We start from the raw sequence: 21094 nt of genomic DNA on the forward strand, positions 1-21094 counted from the left end.
AAGGTTATTCGCTGCCGTGGCTGCTCGCCTTGGCGGAAGCTTCGGCGGCATCGCGCGGCGCGAGACCATTGAAATACAGGTTGAGCACGACCGCCACGATGGCGGTCAGCAGGATGCCGCTATGCAGCAGCGGGGAAAGCGCCTTCGGCATGTGTTGCGCATACTTTTCGGCTACCAGCGGAATCATGCCAAAGCCGATGGCAAGCGCCACGATGAAGAGGTTGTTGCGGTTGCCCTGGAAGTCGACGGCGGACAGGATGCGCACGCCGGTCGCCGCCACCATGCCGAACATGACCAGTCCGGCGCCGCCGAGGACGAACTGCGGAATGGCTTCCGCCGCCTGTGCGATCTTCGGAATCGCACCCATGGCCATGAGGATCATCCCGCCCGCCACGCATACCCAGCGGCTCTTCACGCCCGTCACCCCGACCAGGCCGACGTTCTGGGAAAACGAGGTGTAGGGAAAGGTATTGAAGATGCCGCCGATGAGGGTGCCCAGGCCATCCACGCGCAGACCGCGCGCGATGTCCTCGCGGCTGACCGGCTTGCCCGTCATTTCGCTCAGGGCGAGGAACATTCCCGTCGATTCGATCATGACCACGATCATGACCAGGGTCATGGTCGCGATCGCAGCCAGGTTGAAGGTGGGCGGTCCGAACTGGAACGGCGTGACGACCGCGAACATCTTCGCCGCGCCGACCTTGGCGAAGTCGACCTTGCCCATCGCGAACGAGAGCGCGGTGCCAGCGACGATGCCCGCCAATACCGCGATGTTTGCCAGGAAGCCCTTGCCGTGCTTGGCGATCACCAAGATCACCACCAGCACGAACAGGGCGATGCCGAGGTTGTCGAGGGCGGCATAGGCCGGGTTGGGAATCATGGGTGCCGGGCCGGCCGGGATGGCGGCGCCGGCCGCCTTGGCCGCGTCGACCGCCTGCAGGAAGGCGGGATCGGGAATGCTCGCCAGGCCGGGTGGCCCGCCAACGGCCCAGTTCACCGCGACGCGCATGAGCGAGATGCCGATCACCGCGATGATGCTGCCCGTGACCACCGGTGGAAAGAAGGCAAGGATGCGGCCGACCAGCGGCGCGATCAGGATGCTGACGATGCCGGCGCCGATCACCGCGCCGAAGATGCCCGAAAGGCCAAGCGAGGGGTCCGCGCCCATCGCCAGCATCGGACTGACCGACGCGAAGGTCACGCCCATCATCACCGGCAGGCGGATGCCGAACAGCTTGCCGGCGCCCAGCGACTGGATCAGCGTCACGAGCCCGCAGCAGAACAGGTCGGCGCTGATTAGCGCTGCAACCTGTTCCGGCTGCAGCTTGAGGGCACGGCCCACGATCAGCGGCACGGCGATCGCACCTGCATACATGACGAGGACGTGCTGCAGGCCGAGCGTGGCAAGCTTGCCGACGGGCAGGCGTTCGTCCACGGCACAAGGCCGCTTCGTGGCGTCGGGCGCGGCATGGCCCGGCGGGGCGGTCGATGACTCCAGGGTATTCATGTGTCTGCTCCAGGGATGAATCGGGGAATATTGTTTTTGTATGGCAAGCCTGCCGGGGCCGATGTGCCTGGGCTTCCTGCCGCCCTCGTTCGGCTGATGTCCGGCGTGTTGACGAGCATGCCGACTGCCCCTAGAATTGTCAACAATTTCCTCACCTCTTTGTTCAACAAAAAGGGCAGCTGCAATCTCCCGATGGCTGGCGGAGACACTTCATGCCCGGGTCTGAAACCGTTCCGCGTTTCAGTCACGTCTTCCATTACCACCGATACAGATTAGGAGCCGCGATGAGTCGCCTGACCACGCACGTCCTTGATACCGCCCGTGGTTGCCCGGGGCAAGGGATCAAGCTTGAGCTTTTCCATATTGTCGACAATCTTAGACATCCCGTGGCCTCCGGCCACACCAACGCCGATGGCCGCTGCGATACGCCCTTGCTGCAGGGCGATGCCTTCCGTGCCGGCGTATACGAGCTGGACTTCCACGTCGGCGATTACTTCGCCGGGGCCGGCCTGACCGATACCGCCCGCCTGCCCTTCCTGGACGTGGTGACGCTGCGCTTCGGCGTCGCCGATCCCGCGAAGCACTACCACGTGCCGCTGGTGGTCACGCCCTGGAGCTATTCCACCTATCGCGGCAGCTGACCAGAGAACCGAGGAGACAAATGACATGGAAGGCTTTTTTCTTGATTGGGCAAACCTGCTGTTGCGCTGGCTGCATGTGATCGTTGCCATTGCCTGGATAGGTTCGTCGTTCTACTTCGTCTGGCTGGACAACAGCCTCAAGCCGCCGCAGGATCCGAAGCTCAAGGGGGACGGCGTGGGTGGCGAGCTGTGGGCGGTGCATGGCGGCGGCTTCTACAATCCGCAGAAATACCTTGGCGCGCCGCCGAAGCTGCCAGAGGACCTGCACTGGTTCTACTGGGAGTCTTACAGCACCTGGCTCTCCGGTTTCAGCCTGTTCACTGTCCTTTACCTGTTCAACCCCAGGGTGTTCCTGATCGACCCCAGCGTCGCCGCGCTTACGCCTGCCATGGCGGTGATCCTTGCCATCGGCTTTCTCGCGGTGGGCTGGCTGGCCTACGACCAGCTTTGCCGCCTACTTCAAAAGAAGGAGAGCCTGCTCGCGGCGCTGGTGACGCTGTATGTGGTCGCCGCGAGCTGGGCGGCCTGCCACCTGTTTGCAGGACGCGCCGCCTTCCTGCTGATCGGCGCGATGATCGCGACGATCATGAGCGCCAACGTGTTCTTCTGGATCATTCCGGGCCAGCGCAAGATCGTGGCAGCCATGAAGGCAGGCGTTGCCATCGATCCGATCCACGGCCAGCGCGGCAAGCAGCGCAGCGTGCACAACACTTACTTCACCTTGCCCGTGCTGTTCGCCATGCTGTCGAACCATTACAGCATGACCTACGGCCATCCGCAGAACTGGCTGGTGCTGGTGCTGATCATGCTGGCCGGCGTGCTCATCCGGCGCTTTTTCATCCTTCGGCACAAGGGTAAGGCGAGCCCGGCGTATCCGGCGGCAGCGATCGCCTTGCTGGCGGGCGTGATGGCATGGACCATGCCCGCGCCGGCGAAGCGCCCTGCCGCCGCGCCCGCGGGCGTGCCGTCGGCACCGGGCGGCAACCCCGCCTTGCTGTCCGCGCCGCCGGACGAACAGCCAGGCATCGAAAGGGTGCGGCAGGTCGTCCAGGCGCGCTGCGTGCAATGCCATGCGGCGCAACCTTCCCTCATGCCTTCCCCGGCCAAGGGCATCGTCCTCGAGTCGCCCGAGCAGATCAAGGCGCACGGCCAGCAGATCTACCAGCAGGTGGTGATGCAGAAGGTCATGCCCCTGGGGAACGCCACGAACATGACCGACGACGAACGTGCGGTGATCGCGGCATGGTTCCAGGCGGGCGGGAAGTAAGGACCCGGATCGGCGGCCGGCGCAGGGCGATGAGGGGGTGTTTCCCAGTTATATATGCTTTATGAATATCACGTATCACCACAATAAAGCAGACTATTGAGTCTGGGAAAGCTAAAGTGGCGCCTGTCTCCTCCAACTCTCCTTGAATTGGATTTGCCCGCTCTCCGCAAGGTCAGCGGGTTTTTTCTTTCCTTTCCCGCGGGAGCCGGACGGACAGGCCGTTGCGGCAATGGCGGCTTTGCTTCCCTTTTCCCTTCTATTTTCTATATTGGACGCAAGCACGCGCCAAAGGATGAAAATTGGTCACCGCACAATGTGACAAAATCGATATCGCACGTATCCTGATTGAGCGTATTGATGGCGTGGTGGCGAAAGCCCGTGTCAGCACTCTTGCCCTGGCGAATGGCGTACTCGAGCGCTGGGCGAGCGACGCTCCCGAAAAAGGCGAGGGCCGCTGCGAAATACAGATCATTTTCGAAGACGGCTTCCGTTATCATGGCCGCATCGGCCTCAAGCGGTCCCAGAAGCGGATTTCCCTTGCCCGCCACCTGCGGCAGCAGTTCGCGGAACTGGCCAGGCCGCAGCCGGCCCGCGGCGCGAAAAAGGCGGCCGAGCCCGAACCGGAAAACCATGCCATGATCCATGCTGCCAATCCGTCAGTCTGCCTCGCACTCGAAGACATGCTTGCCAGATACGACATCTGACCTGAAACGAATCATGGCGGCAACGCCAGCTCAACCATCATGGCGCGCGACAACGGCAACACCCTCCAAAGTACTTACCTGAACGACCTGCGCAAGCAGCACACGACGGTCGTCATCTACCTGGTCAGCGGCATCAAGCAGACGGGCGTGATCGAATCCTTCGACCAGCACGCCGTCCTGCTCAGGCACGGCACCGGCAACCAGCTCATCTACAAGCACACCATCGCGAGCGTGATGCCGGCCGCCAAGGCCATGCCGGCCCTGGCCTCGCCCACCGCCAGCCGTCCCGCCCTCCGCGCCGAACCGCAGGCGCGGCCCGCCGCGCCGGTCGTCATCCGCAAGGTCACGCGGCGCATCATCGAGCGGGAATGACGCGGATCCCGGGCCAATCCCGCCGCCTGACCTTCTCCTGAAACTTGCAGGATGCGCAACGCCACGCATTTGCGTGGCCGTCGCGCGCCGTCCACAACCCGGACCGCCTGCCCGCCCCGGGCCCACCCGAGACAAGGTGGCCCGCCTTAACCAAGACTAGCTCATGGTAGGATGGACCCGATTTGACCCTGCAGAGCCATGCCTGCAGGATTACGCCTGCAATTTCCGCGGTCGCGCCGGGTAGTCCATCCGCGCCTGTCCGCGCTTCGTCATGCTAAGTACCAAACAGATTTTCCTCATCGCCTGCCTGTTGTGCTTCGTCACCTTTCTCGTGCTGTTTTCGTTCCGCGAAAACGGCGTGAAGGGAATTCGCCAGGTCATTCTCGGCTGCGTGCTGGGCATGGCGGGCAACATCCTGTATGCCTATGGCCGCGAGCTTGCGCCCTTCTTCGGTTATGAAATGGCCAACGGAACCTATGCCGCCGCGTCGGCGGCGATGCTGGTGGGTTACCGCAAGCTGTTCAAGCGTCCCCCGCACATCCGCTTGCTGGCCGGTCTCGTCGCCGGGCTGACAGTCGCGACGGGCGTGTTCCACTACGTCTTCGATTCCTTCGAGGCAAGGACCGCGATCACTTCGCTGTTCCAGGCGGGCGTGGCCGCCGCCATCGGTTTTACGGTGCTGCAGGCCCGCCAGGAATGGCGCCGGCCCTATTCCGCCAATCACTTCATTCTCGGCATGTGCGCCCTGATCGCGGGCGGCCATGTCTTTCGCGTGTTCTACCAGCTGCTGACGGCCGGCGCGCCCCGGTCGCTGCTCGAGCCGACGGGCTGGAACACGCTGATCCTGGCGGCGGGCGCGTTCGCCCTGCCGGTGCTGGCGCTCGGCGCCCTGCTCACCGCGCACCGGCGCATCGTCCTGATGGCGGAGCATGCGGCCAACCAGGACTACCTGACGGGCGCCTGGTCGCGCCGGGCCTTCTTCGACGTCGGCGGGCGCGAACTTGCGCGCGCGCGGCGCAACGGCCGGCCGGTTTCGCTGCTGCTGATCGACCTCGACCATTTCAAGCCGATCAACGATACGCACGGACACGACGCCGGCGACACCGTGCTCAAGGGCTTCGTCCAGCAGGCGCTGCTCGAATTGCGCCGCGTCGATTGCCTCTGCCGCATGGGCGGCGACGAATTCGCCGTCCTGATGCCGGAAACCGACCTGCCGGGCGCCTCAACGGTGGCGAACCGCCTCCGGCTGCGCATCGCGCAGGAGCAGGCCAGCCTGCTTGGCATCACCCTGAGCATCGGCATCGCCACACTGAACAAGGAAGACGACCTGAAGTCGCTGGTAAGCCGCGCCGACCGCGCGCTTTATGCCGCCAAGGACAGGGGCCGCAACGCCGTCTCGGTCGAAACCGACACCCTGTCTGCCTGACTATTTTGCCGCCCGGGGAAGACGAAGGCGCGGCGGTCTTCCACCCCGGGCGCGCGCTTGTATAAATGATGAACGTCATTTATCATGCCCCAAGGAAACTTCCATGCCCAGATCCTCCCGCTCCCAGACCGAAGCCACGCGCGCGCTCATCGTCGCCGCCGCGTCGCGCCTGTTCCGCCAGCACGGCATCGACGCCGTGTCGGTTCCGCAGGTCATGGCGGAAGTCGGGATGACCCACGGCGGTTTCTACTCGCATTTCCCCTCCAAAGGTGCGCTCGCCGCCGAGGCTTGCAGCCACGCCTTCCGGCAGACCGAAGAACTGCGAGAGGACTGGACCGATGGTCCGGGCGGCAATCGGACGCTGCAGGCTTTCATCGACCGTTATCTCAGCTCGGCACACCGGGACCATCCGGAACGCGGTTGTCCGGCCGTCGCAATGGCAACCGACATCGCGCGCGCCGGACCCGGCACGGCATGCCACCCTGCCTACGTCGAAGGCACCCGGGCGCTGGCCGGGGAGATACACGGGCTTGCCCCGCGCAATGACGAACAGGCCCGCCCGGCGCTCGCCACCCTTTGCCTGCTCGCGGGCGCGCTGGCCCTGTCCCGCGCCGCCAATGGCGATCCCCTGTCCGACGCCGTGCTCGAGGCGGCCGCGGATTCTCTTGGACGACGAAAGCCATCCGATGCGCCAGCCGATGCCGCCAACTGAGCCAGCCGCACCCTCGCGCGCCAGGATGGCCCTCGACAGGCCGGTTGCGGCCTTTCTGCGCGCCTACATGGATTTCGGGCGCAAGGCGATCCCCTGGAAGGTTGCCGTCTTTCTCCTGGTGACGCTGCCGGTGCTGTGGGGCGTCGCCCTCCTCGAAATAAGCAACCTGCGCACCATCGCCGAGGAAGAGAGCAACCGCGATGCCCACAACTTCTCGCTGGCATTCGCCCAGGAAGTCAAGGCCACGGTCAGCACGATCGACCTGTCGCTGATCGGCCTGCGCGCCAACTGGATACGCAACCGCGCCGACTTCAGGACCATCGTCAACCGCTTCACGCCGATGCTGAAGGACAACATCATCTTCCAGGTCACCATCGTCGACGCGGACGGCAACCTGGTGTTCACCAGCACCGATCCGAATCCCCCGCCGCTCAACCTGCGGGACCGGGACCACGTCAGCGTCCATGCCCGGCGCAGTTCGGACAACCTGTACATCAGCAAGCCGGTCAAGGGACGGGTCTCGAAAAAATGGTCGGTCCAGTTCACCCGCCCCATCTTTACCCTGGAAGGCAAGTTCGACGGCGTGATCGTCGCCTCGGTCGAGCCTAGCTATTTCTCGCGGTTCTACCATCAGATCGACCTTGGCAAGAATGCCTCGGTTTCCCTGTCGCTGGCGGACGGCACCGTCCTGGCGCGCGCCTCCGATGCCAACAATGACCAGGGCATGGGAACGAAGCTGCCCACCCCGCCCTTCGACGACGCGAGCGAACCGCTGTCCGGCTACGCCCGCTACGTATCCGTCGTCGATGGCATCGAACGCTTCTACGCCTGGCGCGCGCTGCCCGCGTACGGCCTGATCGTCAATGTCGGGCAATCCGTCGACGAAGGCTATGCACGGTATGCCCACCAGGAATCGTTCTACCTGAATGCCGCCATCGTGCTCAGCGTGGTGCTGGCGGGACTGGGCCTCGCCCTTGCCTACGCATCGCGCTACCGGCAGCAGGCCATGCAGGCCCTGGCGGATACGGAAATCCGCCTGAAGCTGGCCTTGAAAGGCTCGCGGGAAGGCGTCTGGGACTGGGATCTCGTGCGGCAAACGGCAACCCTGTCCGAGCGGGCCCAGGAAATCCTGCAGGTGGACAGCCCTACCCTGTCCTGCACCGCGGAGGCGATGCAGGAATCCGTGCATCCCGAGGACATCGCGCTGATCAACCACGCGCTGATGGCGCACATCACCGGTCATTCCGCGGATTATTCCATCGAGCATCGCGTGCGCGCGCGCGACGGATCCTGGATCTGGATTCTCTCGCGCGGCATGGTGACGGAACGCGACGCCAACGGACACGCCCTGCGCATGGTCGGCACCTTCCTCGAGATCACCGAGCGGCGCACGCGCGAGGAATCCACCATCTATCTTGCCCAGCATGACCGCCTCACCAGGCTGCCCAACCGCTGGCTGTTCTCGGACCGCATGCACCAGGCGCTGGTCCGTTCCTACCGCGAACAGACGATGTTCGGCCTGATCTATTTCGACCTGGACAAGTTCAAACCGGTCAACGACTACCACGGCCATGATGTCGGCGACAAGCTGCTCAAGGCGGTCGCCGACCGGATCAAGGGCTGCCTGCGCGAATCGGACACCATCGCCCGCCTGGGCGGCGACGAGTTCGCGGTGCTGCTTGCCCGGCTTGCCGCGAAGGAAGACGCCATGGACGTCGCCGCCAAGGTGCTGCGCGCCCTCAACGAACCCTTCGTCGTCGACGGCCTGCGCCTCGAGATCACGGGCAGCCTCGGCATCGCCACCTATCCCGAGGACGGCCTCGACGAGGAAACCCTGCTGCGCCATGCCGACGCGGCGATGTACCGCGCCAAGCGCGAAGGACGCAACCGCATCTGCCAGTACCGCGAACGCGCGGCCGAAAGCCTGTCCGCTTGAGCACGGCTGCGCCGCGGCGGCGGGCAACGATCTGCCGCACGGCACCGTTCCGGCGTGGCAGTCTGCAAAGTCAATTGATCCATCTCATCCGCGCCCTTCCAAGCGCTCCGGCCATGTCCGTGGCCGGCCCGCCTTCCTTTATAGTCCCTCTCGGAGCGTGATGACGCCGGGGTGTCGTGGCGCAGCCCGCACCGCAGGCAAGAAGGACAACATCATCCAGAGGAGACTACCCATGAAAGAAAGATTACGCCTGAGGGCGCGAACGCTGCTGCCTGCCCTGGCGCTGCTGGCCATCGGTTCCGGGGCATCGGCCAACACGCTCAACCAGAACGCCTCGTGGACCATCGACCGCGCCGGCACCGCGACCAAGTACCGCGCGGTCGCCTACGGCGACTCGATCTATGCCGGCTACAACGGCTCGATCAGCAATGCCGCGAAATACGCCGGGCCGGTCGTGCAGGCGGAATACCTGTCTGCGCTGTGGAATGCGGACATGGAACACATCCGCCGCACCAAGTCCGGCGCGATCGCCTCCGACGTCTACGACAACAAGATCGTCGCGGAGCGTTCCTACATGCAGCACAGCTCCACCCGCGTGGTGGCGTTCGAGATGTGCGGCAACGATGGTCTGCAGGCGCGCACGGCGTTCAAGAACCAGACCGGGACCTGCGACACCAGCGGCCTCGACGCCGCCCTCAACAGCTGCAAGACCTACGTCGCCAAGGCGATGGACTACATCAACGCCAATGCGTATGCCGGCGTGAAGCTGAAGGTCATCTCCAACCTGCACTACCCTGGCTACGCCGCCGACAACGTGCAGAGTTCATGCAAGAGCGCGTCCACCGGCGCCACCGTGAACATCCAGAACACGCTCCTGCCCTACATCGCGAAGATGAACTTCGCGATGTGCGACTATGCCCGGCAGAAAGGCTTCGCCTGCGTCGACCAGTTCGCGCAATACATGGGCGCGGACTATGACAGCAACGGCGACGGCCAGGTCGATTCCAATGCGCTGCGCTACGTCGCGGGCGAGACCGAAGCCAGCTACGTGAACCGCATCACCACGACGCTGCGATCCACCTTGCGCGATGCCAACACGCACTTCGTTTCCGCCGGCACCAGCTACGACTACATCCAGTCCGACGACACGCATCCGACCTATACTGGAGGCACGGTCACCGCCGGCCTGTTCGGCAGCAGCACCGGCACGGGGGCGCCGCGCTACACCTCGTTCACCGGCGGCAAGAGCCCGATATGGAACCAGTACGGACACGAGCGCATCGGCTGGGGACTGTCGACCTTCAACCCTGCCGCGCCTTGATCGACCTTGATTCCCCGGCACGGGCGGGCAGCCGCCTGCCTGCGCCGGGGTCCGGGAACCGCAACCATGCCTTCGACACGCCGCAACGGAAAGCCGCCTCCAGGCCGGAATGACAGCCGGAATGACAGCCGGGACGGATGGCGTCCGTCCATGGCCTACCTCGCCATCGCCGCGGGGCTGGCGCTTGCCGGCGTGCTCTTCCTCCTGAAGCGCTCGGATGGCGCCGGCGACGCCCCGGCCAAGGCATCGGCGCCGCAAACCGCGGCGCCGAATACCATCCTCACCTGGACGCCGCCGCCGCTGCCCTCGCAACCGGTGATGCCGGCCACGCCCGAGCCTGCGCAGGAAGCATCCACGGAAGGCAGCCAGGACCCGACCCGCGACCTGTCGTTCTACGTGGCGCGCGGCGAGAAGCCGACCATGCCCGAGGTCATCGACCGCCTGCACCAGGAGGGCATCTACAGCGGGCTGGGCGCCTTCAACCCGCCGGGATTCCGTCCGCCCCTCGTCGGCCTCGCGGTACCGGAGGATTTCGTGCTTCCGCCCGGCTATGTCCGCCACTACCAGGCGACCGATGACGGCCAGCGGATCGAGGCGATCCTGATGTACTCCCCCGACTACCAGTTCGTCGATGCGGCCAACCAGCCGGTCGCCATTCCCAAGGACCGCGTCGTTCCCCCGGAACACGCGCCGCCCGGCATGCCGATCCGCCGCATCGCGGTTCCCGCGCCGACGGAACCCCGGTGAACATGCTCCTGGACGCCTTGCCTTCGGCCGCGCGTACCGGCCTGCGCATGCTGGCCGGCATTGCCGCCAGCGCGCTGCTGGCCGGGCTGCAATCACGCGGCGGAGCAGGCTGGCTGCTTGGCTTCGTCTTCCTCGTGCCCTGGCTGATCGCGCTGGATGCCAGCCGCGGCCTCGCCGGCGCGCTGGCCGCCGCCTGCGCCATGGCGATCGCCTTCACCGCGGCCGTCTATGGCTGGTTCGGCGGCACGATAGCGAACTACACCCAATCGAGCGAAACGGCGGGCCTCGCGCTGCTGCTGCTCGCCGCACCGCTGCTGCAGCCGCAATTCCTGGCTTTCGCGCTGGCGAACCGGGCCGCGGCCCGGCGTCACGGCACCGCCACGGCCGCCTTCGCGGGAGCCGCCGCCTGGGTGGCGGCGGAATGGCTCGCTGCCAGGACCTTCGGCCCCGCCCTCGGCTATACCGTCGGCTACGGGCTCTATCCGTCCAGGCTGCTGTCCCAGGCGGCGGACCTCGTCGGCGTGTCCGGCCTTACCTGCCTGCTGCTGCTGGCGAACCAGTCGTTGGCGGCTGGCCTCAAGCGGCGGCGCGCGGGCCCGCGCGCCATGGCCGCGCCGCTGGCGCTCGCCGCGCTGACGCCGCTGCTGCTGGCCGCCTATGGCGCGGTCGCGCTGTCCTCCCTCCCCAAGGGCAAGGGCGTGCCGCTTCGCCTGGGCATGGTGCAGTCGAACATCATCGACTATGAAAAACAGCGCCAGGAAAAAGGATCCCATGCAGTCGTGCGCGAGGTGCTCGACACCCACTTCGCCATGACCCGCGACGCGGTCTCCCGGCAGCAGGTGGACGCCGTCCTCTGGTCGGAGACGGTATTCCCGACGACCTTCGGCCATCCCAGGAGCGAGGCCGGCGCGGAGTTCGACCGGGAGATCCTGCGCTTCGTCGATGCCACCGGGGTGCCGGTCATCTTCGGAACCTACGACGTCGACGACAGCGGGGAGTACAACGCGGCGGCTTTCCTCGAGCCAGGCAAGGGCGTCGCGGGCTACTACCGCAAGGCCAACCTGTTTCCGCTCACCGAGCACGTTCCCGGCTGGCTGGACGGACCGGCGCTGCGGCGCTGGCTGCCCTGGACCGGCGCCTGGCAGCCTGGCGACGGCGCCCGCGTTTTTCCGCTGCGCGTTGCCGGCGGCCGCGAATTACCGGTGCTGCCGATGATCTGCCTCGATGATCTCGATGCCGGCCTAGCGATCGATGGCGCGCGGCTCGGCGCAGAGGCGATCCTGAGCATGTCGAATGATTCCTGGTTCACCGGCACGCCGGGCATGCAGATGCATCTTGCCGCGGCGGCCTTCCGCAGCATCGAAACGCGCCTGCCGCAGTTCCGCGTCACGCCGAACGGCCGCAGCGTCGTGATCGACGCCACGGGAGCCGAGCTCGCCGGGGCCCCGCCGGGAGAACGTGCGCTGGTCGTCGGCAACGTGCGCGTGACGACGCCGCCCCGGACCCTCGTTGTTTCCCTGGGCAACTGGGTTCCTGCCGCGGCGGCCGCCTTCCTGCTCATGCTCGCCGCCCTTGGCGCGTGGCGGATCGCGTACGCCCGGTTGGCGCCTCGCCCGGCGGACGCCACGGACAACGCCGACATCGCCATGGCCTTCCCTGCCAGGGTTGCCGTGCTGCCGCCCGCGGCGCGCGTGCTCGCCGGCCTGCTGCGGGCCTTCGCGCGCGCCGGCCTGCTCTGGATGGGTGTGTCATTCCTGGCCGGCGGTTCCTTCCAGGAGAACACGCTGTCGCAGATCCGCGCCTTCACCGGCCTGTTCCTCATCCCGGAGCTTGCCGCCTGGTGCGTGCTGCATGCCTTCGGCGCGCTCGCCTCCATCGAAGGCGGCCGCCTCGTGCTCGCGCGCGGCACGCAGCGCATGGAAGTCCCTCTGCGGGACGTCGTCGCGGTCAAGCCCTGGCGCCTGCCGGTGCCGGCGTCCGGCGCCACGCTGCACCTGAGCTCGGGCCGGCGCTGGCCCTACGGACTCGCGGTCGACGACCCGGCGGCGCTGGCGCGCGCAGTGACGTCCGCGCGCGGCCTGCCCGTGGAGACGAGCGCTCCGAACGAAGCCGCAAACGCTGCCTACGCTGCCGTCCGCACCGCGGTGCGCCCGATCCTGCTTGGCCATCCCGTGCTGAAGTTCATCGTGTTTCCGACCCTGCTGGCCATTCCGGCGTTCCGCCTGCACCAGCACATCGCCTATGGCAGCGGCATCGGCGAATACACCCTTTTCGGCCTGAAGGCCTACCTGGTCGCGTTTTCGCTCTGGTGGGCTGCCTGGGCGATCGGGGTCGCCCTGAGCGCCGCGGCGGTGCGCACCGCCATCGAGGCGGGAACGCTGCTTGCCGTCGCCCTGCGCCCGGCACGGGCCGCCGCCATCCGGTGCTGGCTCGAGCACGCCGGACTCGGCACGCTTTACATCGGCTTGCCCGCCTGGCTGCTGCTTCGCATCTTCGGGGATTGATTCGGCGCCGGCCTTGTTACGGAGAACGGGAAATCACGGTATGCTGCCTGTCATTTCCCTCATCCACCGCCAAGGCACACGGCGATCCGACCCCTGCGACTTCTGCGGCATGAACGATAAAAAACATAGCGCTACGCCCCTCAGGTTCCTGAGCGACGGCGGACATGTCGGCGCGCTGATGCGCGAACTTGACTGGACTTCCTCTCCGCTAGGCCATCCGGCGGACTGGCCGCCCGCGCTGCGCACCGCCGTGGGGATGATGATCCATAGCAATTTCCCGATGTTCGTCGCCTGGGGGCCGGACCTCGGCTTTCTGTACAACGACGCGTACAGCGAGATCCTCGGCGAGAAGCATCCGGCCGCGCTGGGCAGGCGCTTCTACGACATCTGGTCGGAAATCTGGCACGACATCAATCCGCTCATCGAACGCGCGATGTCGGGCCAGTCCAGCTTTCGCGAGAACCTGCCGCTGCTCATGCACCGCCATGGCTACGACGAAGCCACCTGGTTCACGTTCGCCTATTCGCCGCTGCACGATGAAAACGGCGACGTCGCCGGCATGTACTGCACCTGCGTGGAAACCACCAAGCAGGTGCTTGCCGAGAAATACCGCAACGAGGAAAACGAGCGCTTCCGCACGCTCTTCGAACAGGCGCCGGGTTTCATGGCGATCCTGCGCGGCCCCGAACACTTCTTCGACCTGACCAACGGGGCCTACCAGCAACTCGTCGGCCATCGTTCGGTGCTGGGCAAGTCGGCGCGCGAGGCGCTCCCGGAAGTGGTGGACCAAGGCTTCATCCGCCTGCTGGACCGAGTCTATGACACCGGCGAGCCCTTCGTCGGCCGGGCCGTGGCGATCAAGCTCCAGCGCGAGCGGGACGGTCCCCTGGAAGAACGTTTCCTCGATTTCGTGTACCAGCCGATCCGGGATGCGCAGGGCGCGGTCACCGGCATCTTCGCCGAGGGCAGCGACGTGACCGAACGCAAGCAGGCGGAGGACGACCTGCGCAACGCCAACCGGCAGAAGGATGAATTCCTGGCGATGCTCGCGCATGAACTCAGGAACCCGCTCGCGCCGATCACGACCGCGGCGGAACTGCTCAGGCTGGGCCACCTCGATGCCAAGGGCCTGCAGAACGCCAGCGCCATCATCTCGCGCCAGGCGGAACACATGACCGCGCTGGTCGACGACCTGCTCGACATGTCGCGCGTGACGCGCGGGCTGATCACGCTGGACCAGGAAGAGCTGGACATCAACGCCGTCGTCACCAGCGCGGTGGAGCAGGTGCGCGGCCTGATCGATTCCAGGCGCCACTGGCTGACGCTGCAGCTGTCTGGCGAGCCGGCGCACGTCATGGGTGACCGCACGCGCCTCGTGCAAGTGTTTTCCAACATCCTCAACAACGCCGCTAAATATACGCCGCCGAAAGGCGAGATCACGCTGCGGGTCGAGGTCGACTCGGGGAATGTCGAGGTGACGGTGCGCGACAACGGCACCGGCATCGCGCCGGAGGTCCTGCCCCACATCTTCGACCTGTTCGCGCAGGCCGACCGCACCCTGGCGCGCTCGCAGGGCGGGCTGGGCATCGGCCTGTCACTGGTCAAGAGCCTGGTGGCCCTGCATGGCGGCTCCGTGCTGGCCGAAAGCGAGGGCGTGGAAATGGGCAGCCGGTTCACGGTGCGGCTGCCGCGCCTGGCGGAGGCCGAACCCGCCCGCGCGGCGGACCACGATGCGACGCCCAGGCCGGCCGGGTCGCTGCGGATCCTGCTGGTGGACGACAACGTGGATGCCACCCAGATGCTTTCCATGCTGCTCCAGGCGGCGGGCCACCAGGTGGTCGTCGAGCATGATGCCGGGGGCGCGCTGCGCCGGCTTCAGCAGGAAAGGCCGGACGCTCTGCTGCTGGACATCGGCCTGCCGGACATGGACGGCTACGCGCTCGCCGGCCGCGTCCGCGCCTTGCCCGGCATGGGTCATGTCATGCTCGTCGCGCTCACGGGCTACGGGCAGAACCAGGACCGGCAACGCTCGGCGGACGCGGGCTTCGATCACCATCTCGTGAAGCCGGCCAACATGGAGCAGCTCGCGGGCATCCTGAACAAGGCGGGCAAGGTTCCCCCTCCCGCACCGGAGTGAGGAAATGAAAAGCGTCCAATGAAAAAGGGGCTCGCATGCGAGCCCCTTTTTCATTGAGCAAGCGCGCTCAGCGTCTCCAGCGCGCGCTGTTGAAGAGCCGGATCAGCAACAGCAGGACGATGGCGCCGACCGTCGCAACGATGATGGTGCCGAGGGTTCCGCCACCCGCGCTCCATCCCATGCGGCCAAACAGCCAGCCGCCGATGTAGGAACCGATGATGCCGACGATGATGTCGCCGAGCAGGCCGAAAGGGCCGCCAACGATCATGCTCGCCAGCCAGCCGGCGATCAGGCCGACCAGCAATAGCCATAACAGATCCATTCTTACTCCTTGTCGAGATTGTTCGTGCCAATTCGACAACCTTGCCCGGAAAAGGTTCTTCGCGGCCATGGAATGAACTTGCTCGCGGCGCAAGACTCTTTCCATCATGGACACGACCCGGGAGGCCGCCCCGCCGCCACGCATGCGAAACCAACGAGAGAGACATTCCCATGAACCTGCCCGGATTGCGCGGCCTGTCCCTGAAGCGATTGCTGCTGGAGACCGTCATGCAATTCATGCGTCATGACATGCCGTCGTATTGCGCGGCAGTGACTTACTTCATGCTGTTTTCTTCCCTGCCCTTTCTCATCTTCGTCCTTGCCCTGTTCGGCTACCTGCATGTCACGCCGCTGTTCGACTGGGCGCGGCAGCGTACCGGCGCCTATTTCCTTCCGGATACCATGGAGCAGATCAATCACCTGCTCGACCTGCTGCAGCAACGGCGCATCGGCATGCTGTCGGCCGGCGCCGCGGCTTCCCTATGGGCCTCGTCCTCATCCATGCGTGCCATGATGCGCGCCCTCAATGCGGTGTACGAGGTGCGCGAGGGACGGCCGATCTGGAAACGTTATCTGCTCTCGGTGCTCTATACCTTGGTCATCGGCATGATGATGGTGCTGGTGCTGGGACTGGTTGTCGTCTCGCCTGGCGCGATCGAGGCGCTGGTGCATTCACTCGGCATGGACTGGTCGATCTCGTTCATCTGGGCCTGGTGGTTGCGATGGCCGGCCGCCATTGCGATGCTGGCGGTGGTCATCGCCCTGCTCTACGGCATGATTCCCGACGTGCAGCAGCGCCTGCGCTTCGTCACGCCGGGCGCCGTGCTTGCGGTCATTGCCTGGCTCGGCGCCTCGTCCGCGTTCAACTGCTACGTGAGGGATGTCGCCGGCTACGACAGGGTTTATGGCACGGTCGGCACCCTGATTGTCATTCCCCTGTACACCTACCTGAGTTCGGCGGTATTCCTGCTGGGCGCGGAAATGAATGCAGTCATCGAACACCACGCGCCGAGCGGAAAGGATCCCGGCGAGAAGCGCATTGACTGAGATGGCGCGGCCCGCATGGCCGCGATGCGCAAGCAGGCAACAAGGTCGAAACCAAGGAACAAGATCGCCAGATGGAGACAAGCCAAGATATTTCCAGCCTCTTGCAGGCATGCGAGAAGGAACCGATACACATCCCCGGCGCAATCCAGCCCTTCGGCGTGCTGGTTACGGTCGACGGACCGCAACTCATCATCCGGAACGCCAGCGTCAATTGCCCCGACGCATTCGGGCTTGGCCCGGATGCGCTTCTCGGGCGATCCCTGGCCGAGCTCGTCGACGGCAGCCAGCTGCAGGAACTCGATCGCTATCTCAGGCAGGATAACCTGAGGGAACAGGCGCCCTTCGGCATTCGCCTGCTTGGCGACGGCGGAACCTCCGCCCGCTGGGAGCTGAGCGCGCATGAATACCAGGGCTGCCTGATCGTCGAACTCGAGCCGGGGAGGGAGAACGCCGGCGACACCTTTTCCTTCCACCACCGCATCCGGGATGCGGTGCAGTGTCTCCAGACCAGCGGCACGCTGCAGCAGCTATGCGAGATTGCCGTGCAACAGGTGCAGGCAATCACCGGCTTCGATCGGGTGATGCTGTACCAGTTCACCGAAGAATGGCATGGCCGGGTCATCGCGGAAGCCCGCCTGCCTCACATGACATCGTTCCTGGGCCATCACTTCCCCGCTTCGGACATCCCGCCGCAGGCGCGTGCCGTCTTCCTCCAGAACTGGGTGCGCATGATCCCGGACGTGAATTACGTGCCGGCCGCGATCGAGCCTGGCACGAATCCCCGGTCCGGCGCGCCGCTCGACCTCGGGCATGCCATGCTGCGCAGCGTTTCGCCCATCCATCTCGAGTACCTGCGCAACATGGAAGTCAGGGCCAGCCTGACGATTTCCCTGGTCGACAGCGGCAAGCTCTGGGGCCTGATCGCCTGCCACCATGCCAGTCCGCGCCTGGTCGATACCGACAGCCGCCTTGGCGCGCGCATGGTCGGGCAGCTCGTCTCGGCGCAATTGCATCTGAAGGAATCGCTGGAAAACATGCACTATCGGGCACGCCTGCGGGAAGTCCAGCAGCGCCTGCTTGCATTCATGGAACAGGAAAGCGACCTCGCGCAAGGCATGATGAAGCACTCGCCGACGCTGCTGGACCTGGCAGCGGCGCAAGGCGCGGCGGCCGCCATCCAGGGTGACGTCAAGTGGACCGCGATCGGCAAGACGCCGTCACCGGAACAGATCGCCGAACTGGTGGACTGGCTGGCGTCGGAACAGGCCGGCCAGCCCATGTATTGCACCGATCGCCTGAGCGTGCATTTTCCGCCGGCGCATGCCTACAAGGACATTGCCAGCGGCTTGCTGGCCGTCTCGATTCCGAAGTCCGAGCGCCATTACATCCTGTGGTTCCGCCCGGAAGCCGCGGACACCATCACCTGGGCGGGCAACCCGGAAAAAGCGGTGATCATTGATGGCGGCCAGCCGCGGCTGCATCCCAGGAAATCATTCCATTCATGGCGTGAAACCGTCAGCGGCGTGGCCATGCCCTGGAAGAAAGTGGAGACCGAGGTGATCGCCGAATTCCGCAACAGCATTCTCGCCATCGGCCTGCAGCGGGAATTCCGCAAGGAACAGGATGCCCGCGCGCGGGCGGAACGGGTGAGCCGGGAAAAGGAAAACATGGTGAACGTGGTGTCGCATGATTTGCGCACACCGCTCGCCGTCGTCAGGATGAGCTCCGAGATGCTGCAGCATGGCGACGTCAGCAATGCCCAGATGCTCGACGCCATCGTGCATCGCGGCTTGAGGGCAAGCACCGCCATCGAGCAGCTCGCGAACAACGTGCTGGACATGGCGAAGATGGATGCCGGCACGCTGTCCGTCGCCCAGAAACCCGAAGACCCGCAGGCGCTGGTTCAGGAAGCGGTCGACCTGGCATTGCCGATTGCCGAAAAGAAGGGCGTGCTTCTGCAGGCCGGACTGCATGCTCCCGGCGAAAGAGTCTGCTGCGACCGGGCACGCATCACCCAGGTCTTCAACAACCTGATCGGCAATGCCTTGAAGTTCACCGCCGCCGGCGGACGCATCATGGTATCGGCCCGGCCCGACGGCGACATGCTGGTGTTCTGCGTCGCGGATACCGGCATCGGTATCGCGGCCGACCAGCTGCCGCGGATCTTCGACCGCTTCTACCAGGAAAAGCACGCGCAGCAGCAAGGCGCCGGACTAGGACTCGCGATCGTCAAGACCATCATCGCCATCCATGGCGGACAGCTCTGGGTGGAAAGCGTGCAGGGAGAGGGAAGCCGCTTCTACTTCAGCTTGCCCCGCAAAAAACCATAACGCGGACGATGGCATTGAACGCCATCAAGTAAATCATTCCTTTTTCATTGAGCTGACTCAAGCCGGTTCATGATGCACTGGCAAACGCGGGATCGCCAACTACATTCAAGAAGCGACGCGACCACGCCAACCAGTAACAACAAGGTGTAGAGCAGCAGTCGCCAACTCCCGCCGCAGCCGTGCCCGGTGGCATCCGGGCAGGCAAGTCAACGAATAAGGAAGAATCCCCATGAAACCTCTCATGCTGCACGCCTTGCGCGTGCTTCCCCTTGTTGCCGCCCTGTCGTCCGGCCTAGTCAGCGCGAACAATGTCAAGGCGCCGGCATTTCCCGAGACGCTCGTTTCGGAAGAACAAGCCTACCGCAAGGGCGTCGTCGCCGTTTCCCATCCCCTGGCCGCGGAAGCCGGCGCACGCATGTTGCGCGAAGGCGGAAATGCCATCGATGCCGCGGCGGCCATCCAGTTCGCCTTGAATGTCGTCGAGCCGCAGTTCTCCGGCATCGGCGGCGGCGGTTTCATGATGATCCACCTGGCGAAGACGAACGAGACCGTCATCGTCGACTCGCGCGAAAAGGCGCCGGCGGCTGCCACGCCCGACATGTTCCTCAACCAGACCTTCGCGACGGCCTCGACGAGCGGCCATGCGGTCGGCGTGCCGGGCACCTTGCTCGGCGTTGAAACCGCGCTGAAGCATTGGGGCACGAAGACGCTCGCAGAAACCATGGATCCGGCGATTACCCTTGCCGACAGCGGCTTTGCCATCAATCGCTTCCTTGCCAACGACATCAAGGACGACCGGACCGCAACCCAGCCGGAAACCCGCGCCGTGTTCCGCTTGCCGGATGGCAGTCCGTTGCCGGAGGGGTACTTCCTGCGCCAGCCCGACCTGGCAAAGACCTTCCGGCTGATCGCCGCCCAAGGCAGCCAGGTGTTCTACAAGGGCGAAATCGCCAAGGCCATCGTCGACGCGCAGAAGCGCAGCAACCCAGCGTTAGGCACCGCGGGCACGGGCCGGATGACGCTCGACGACCTTGCCGCGTATAACGTCGCGCTGCGCCAGCCTGTCGAGGGAGAGTATCGCGGCGTTCACATCAAGTCGATGTCTCCGCCCTCCTCCGGCGGCCTGACCATCATCCAGATGCTCAAGATGCTCGAGCAATTTCCCATGGGTGACACCGCGCAGGGCTTCGGCTTCGGAAGTCCGCGAACGCTGCATGTCATGACCGAAGCCATGCGTCTCGGCTTCGCGGACCGCGCGGTCTGGATGGGCGATGAAGATTTCGTGACAGTGCCGAAGCGCGGCCTGGTATCGTCGTGCTACACCGACGTCCGCCGGCAACTGATCAAGCTCGACCAGCGACTCGCCAGCGCCACGGCGGGCGATCCCTGGCCCTGCGACGCGGCATCCGCCTCGGGGAAGTCGACGCTCAGGCTGGCGGGCCTCGATGAGGAAAAAGGCGTGCACACCACCCATTTCTCGGTGGTCGACCGGGACGGCAACGTCGTCTCCTACACCACGACGATAGAAAACACCTGGGGCACCGGCATCCTCGTTCCGGGCTATGGCTTCCTGCTGAACAACGAGCTGACCGACTTCAATTTCACGCCGGCCTACAATGCCGCCACCGGCAACCCCGGTGCGAACGACGTCGCGCCCGGCAAGCGTCCGCGCTCGTCGATGTCACCCACCATGCTCTTCTACAAAGGCCAGCCCGTGGTTGCCTACGGCTCTCCAGGCGGCGCGACGATCATCAATTCCGTCCTGAACGTCACGCTCAACCTGATCGATCATCGCATGTCGATCCAGCAGGCGATCAATGCGCCGCGGTGGTCCGTCACCAGCGCGGCGGGTACGATCAGCTGTGAGAAAGGCATTTCGTCGGACAGCCTGCAATCCCTGGCATCGCTAGGGCACCCCGTTCCCGTGGTCGACGGCGCGCCGGCATGCGCCACCCCCATCGGATCGGTCCAAGGCGTCGTGACCGACCTGCGGACCGGCAAGCAGTATGGCGGCGCCGACCAGCGGCGCGAAGGAACGGTCATTGGCATCAGGCAGGTGGGGCATCACTAAGTCCCTTTCACACCGGGCCACGGTGTCGCGCCATAACAAGGCTTGAACCAG

The 21094-nt window shown here is 65.3% G+C and carries 15 protein-coding genes and 1 pseudogene; 14 read left to right on the forward strand and 2 right to left on the reverse strand.

Features of this window, described 5'->3' with window-relative positions:
* Positions 1–4: 4 nt before the first annotated feature.
* On the reverse strand, positions 5–1507 hold the full coding sequence (locus tag G3574_RS15875; protein WP_163965031.1) for a nucleobase:cation symporter-2 family protein: 1503 nt from the start codon (positions 1505–1507) through the stop codon (positions 5–7).
* A 284-nt stretch (positions 1508–1791) separates the two neighbouring features.
* Between G3574_RS15875 and uraH the strand changes: the two genes are divergently transcribed.
* The 11 genes and pseudogenes from uraH (at position 1792) to G3574_RS15930 (ending at position 15274) form a co-directional block, all read left to right on the forward strand.
* The gene (uraH, locus tag G3574_RS15880; protein WP_163965034.1) at positions 1792–2148 is read left to right on the forward strand and encodes a hydroxyisourate hydrolase; all 357 of its coding nucleotides are present in this window, start codon (positions 1792–1794) and stop codon (positions 2146–2148) included.
* Between the two features lie 25 nt (positions 2149–2173).
* Positions 2174–3415, forward strand: coding sequence for a urate hydroxylase PuuD (locus G3574_RS15885; protein WP_163965037.1), 1242 nt, complete (start codon positions 2174–2176; stop codon positions 3413–3415).
* A 299-nt stretch (positions 3416–3714) separates the two neighbouring features.
* On the forward strand, positions 3715–4119 hold the full coding sequence (locus G3574_RS15890; RefSeq protein WP_163965040.1) for a hypothetical protein: 405 nt from the start codon (positions 3715–3717) through the stop codon (positions 4117–4119).
* 39 nt (positions 4120–4158) lie between these two features.
* Positions 4159–4362, forward strand: a pseudogene (gene hfq / locus G3574_RS28400) (RNA chaperone Hfq); the annotation flags it as partial.
* A 400-nt stretch (positions 4363–4762) separates the two neighbouring features.
* Positions 4763–5917 carry a GGDEF domain-containing protein gene (locus G3574_RS15900; protein WP_163965046.1) on the forward strand — a complete coding sequence of 385 codons (1155 nt, stop codon included), beginning with the start codon at positions 4763–4765 and terminating at the stop codon, positions 5915–5917.
* A gap of 103 nt (positions 5918–6020) precedes the next feature.
* Complete coding sequence (locus G3574_RS15905) at positions 6021–6629, forward strand: TetR/AcrR family transcriptional regulator (protein WP_163965048.1); 609 nt, start codon at positions 6021–6023, stop codon at positions 6627–6629.
* Positions 6583–8565, forward strand: coding sequence for a sensor domain-containing diguanylate cyclase (locus tag G3574_RS15910; protein WP_163965065.1), 1983 nt, complete (start codon positions 6583–6585; stop codon positions 8563–8565). The genes G3574_RS15905 and G3574_RS15910 overlap by 47 nt, the downstream gene beginning before the upstream one ends.
* A 232-nt stretch (positions 8566–8797) precedes the next feature.
* On the forward strand, positions 8798–9886 hold the full coding sequence (locus G3574_RS15915; RefSeq protein WP_163965067.1) for an SGNH/GDSL hydrolase family protein: 1089 nt from the start codon (positions 8798–8800) through the stop codon (positions 9884–9886).
* A gap of 150 nt (positions 9887–10036) precedes the next feature.
* Complete coding sequence (locus G3574_RS15920; RefSeq protein WP_163965070.1) at positions 10037–10633, forward strand: hypothetical protein; 597 nt, start codon at positions 10037–10039, stop codon at positions 10631–10633.
* 2 nt (positions 10634–10635) lie between these two features.
* A complete protein-coding gene (lnt, locus tag G3574_RS15925) occupies positions 10636–13137 on the forward strand; it encodes an apolipoprotein N-acyltransferase (protein WP_235953476.1) in 2502 nt (833 codons plus the stop codon).
* 109 nt (positions 13138–13246) lie between these two features.
* Entirely contained in the window at positions 13247–15274 is a 2028-nt protein-coding gene (locus tag G3574_RS15930) for a hybrid sensor histidine kinase/response regulator (RefSeq protein ID WP_163965072.1), read from the forward strand.
* A 67-nt stretch (positions 15275–15341) separates the two neighbouring features.
* On the opposite strand, the gene G3574_RS15935 is transcribed toward G3574_RS15930, so the two are convergent.
* Positions 15342–15596, reverse strand: coding sequence for a GlsB/YeaQ/YmgE family stress response membrane protein (locus tag G3574_RS15935; RefSeq protein ID WP_205609808.1), 255 nt, complete (start codon positions 15594–15596; stop codon positions 15342–15344).
* 170 nt (positions 15597–15766) lie between these two features.
* Here G3574_RS15935 and G3574_RS15940 point away from each other — a divergent pair, with 170 nt between their 5' ends.
* The 3 genes from G3574_RS15940 to ggt all read left to right on the forward strand — a co-directional run bounded on the left by G3574_RS15940 (position 15767) and on the right by ggt (position 21043).
* Positions 15767–16642 (forward strand): YihY/virulence factor BrkB family protein, encoded by an 876-nt coding sequence (locus G3574_RS15940; protein ID WP_163965075.1) that lies wholly within the window; start codon positions 15767–15769, stop codon positions 16640–16642.
* Between the two features lie 71 nt (positions 16643–16713).
* A complete protein-coding gene (locus tag G3574_RS15945; RefSeq protein WP_163965078.1) occupies positions 16714–18972 on the forward strand; it encodes an ATP-binding protein in 2259 nt (752 codons plus the stop codon).
* 229 nt (positions 18973–19201) lie between these two features.
* Positions 19202–21043, forward strand: coding sequence for a gamma-glutamyltransferase (gene ggt / locus G3574_RS15950; RefSeq protein WP_163965081.1), 1842 nt, complete (start codon positions 19202–19204; stop codon positions 21041–21043).
* Positions 21044–21094 lie beyond the last annotated feature (51 nt).

Origin of the sequence: Noviherbaspirillum galbum (assembly GCF_010974945.1) — a bacterium.
Taxonomy (GTDB): domain Bacteria; phylum Pseudomonadota; class Gammaproteobacteria; order Burkholderiales; family Burkholderiaceae_D; genus Noviherbaspirillum; species Noviherbaspirillum galbum.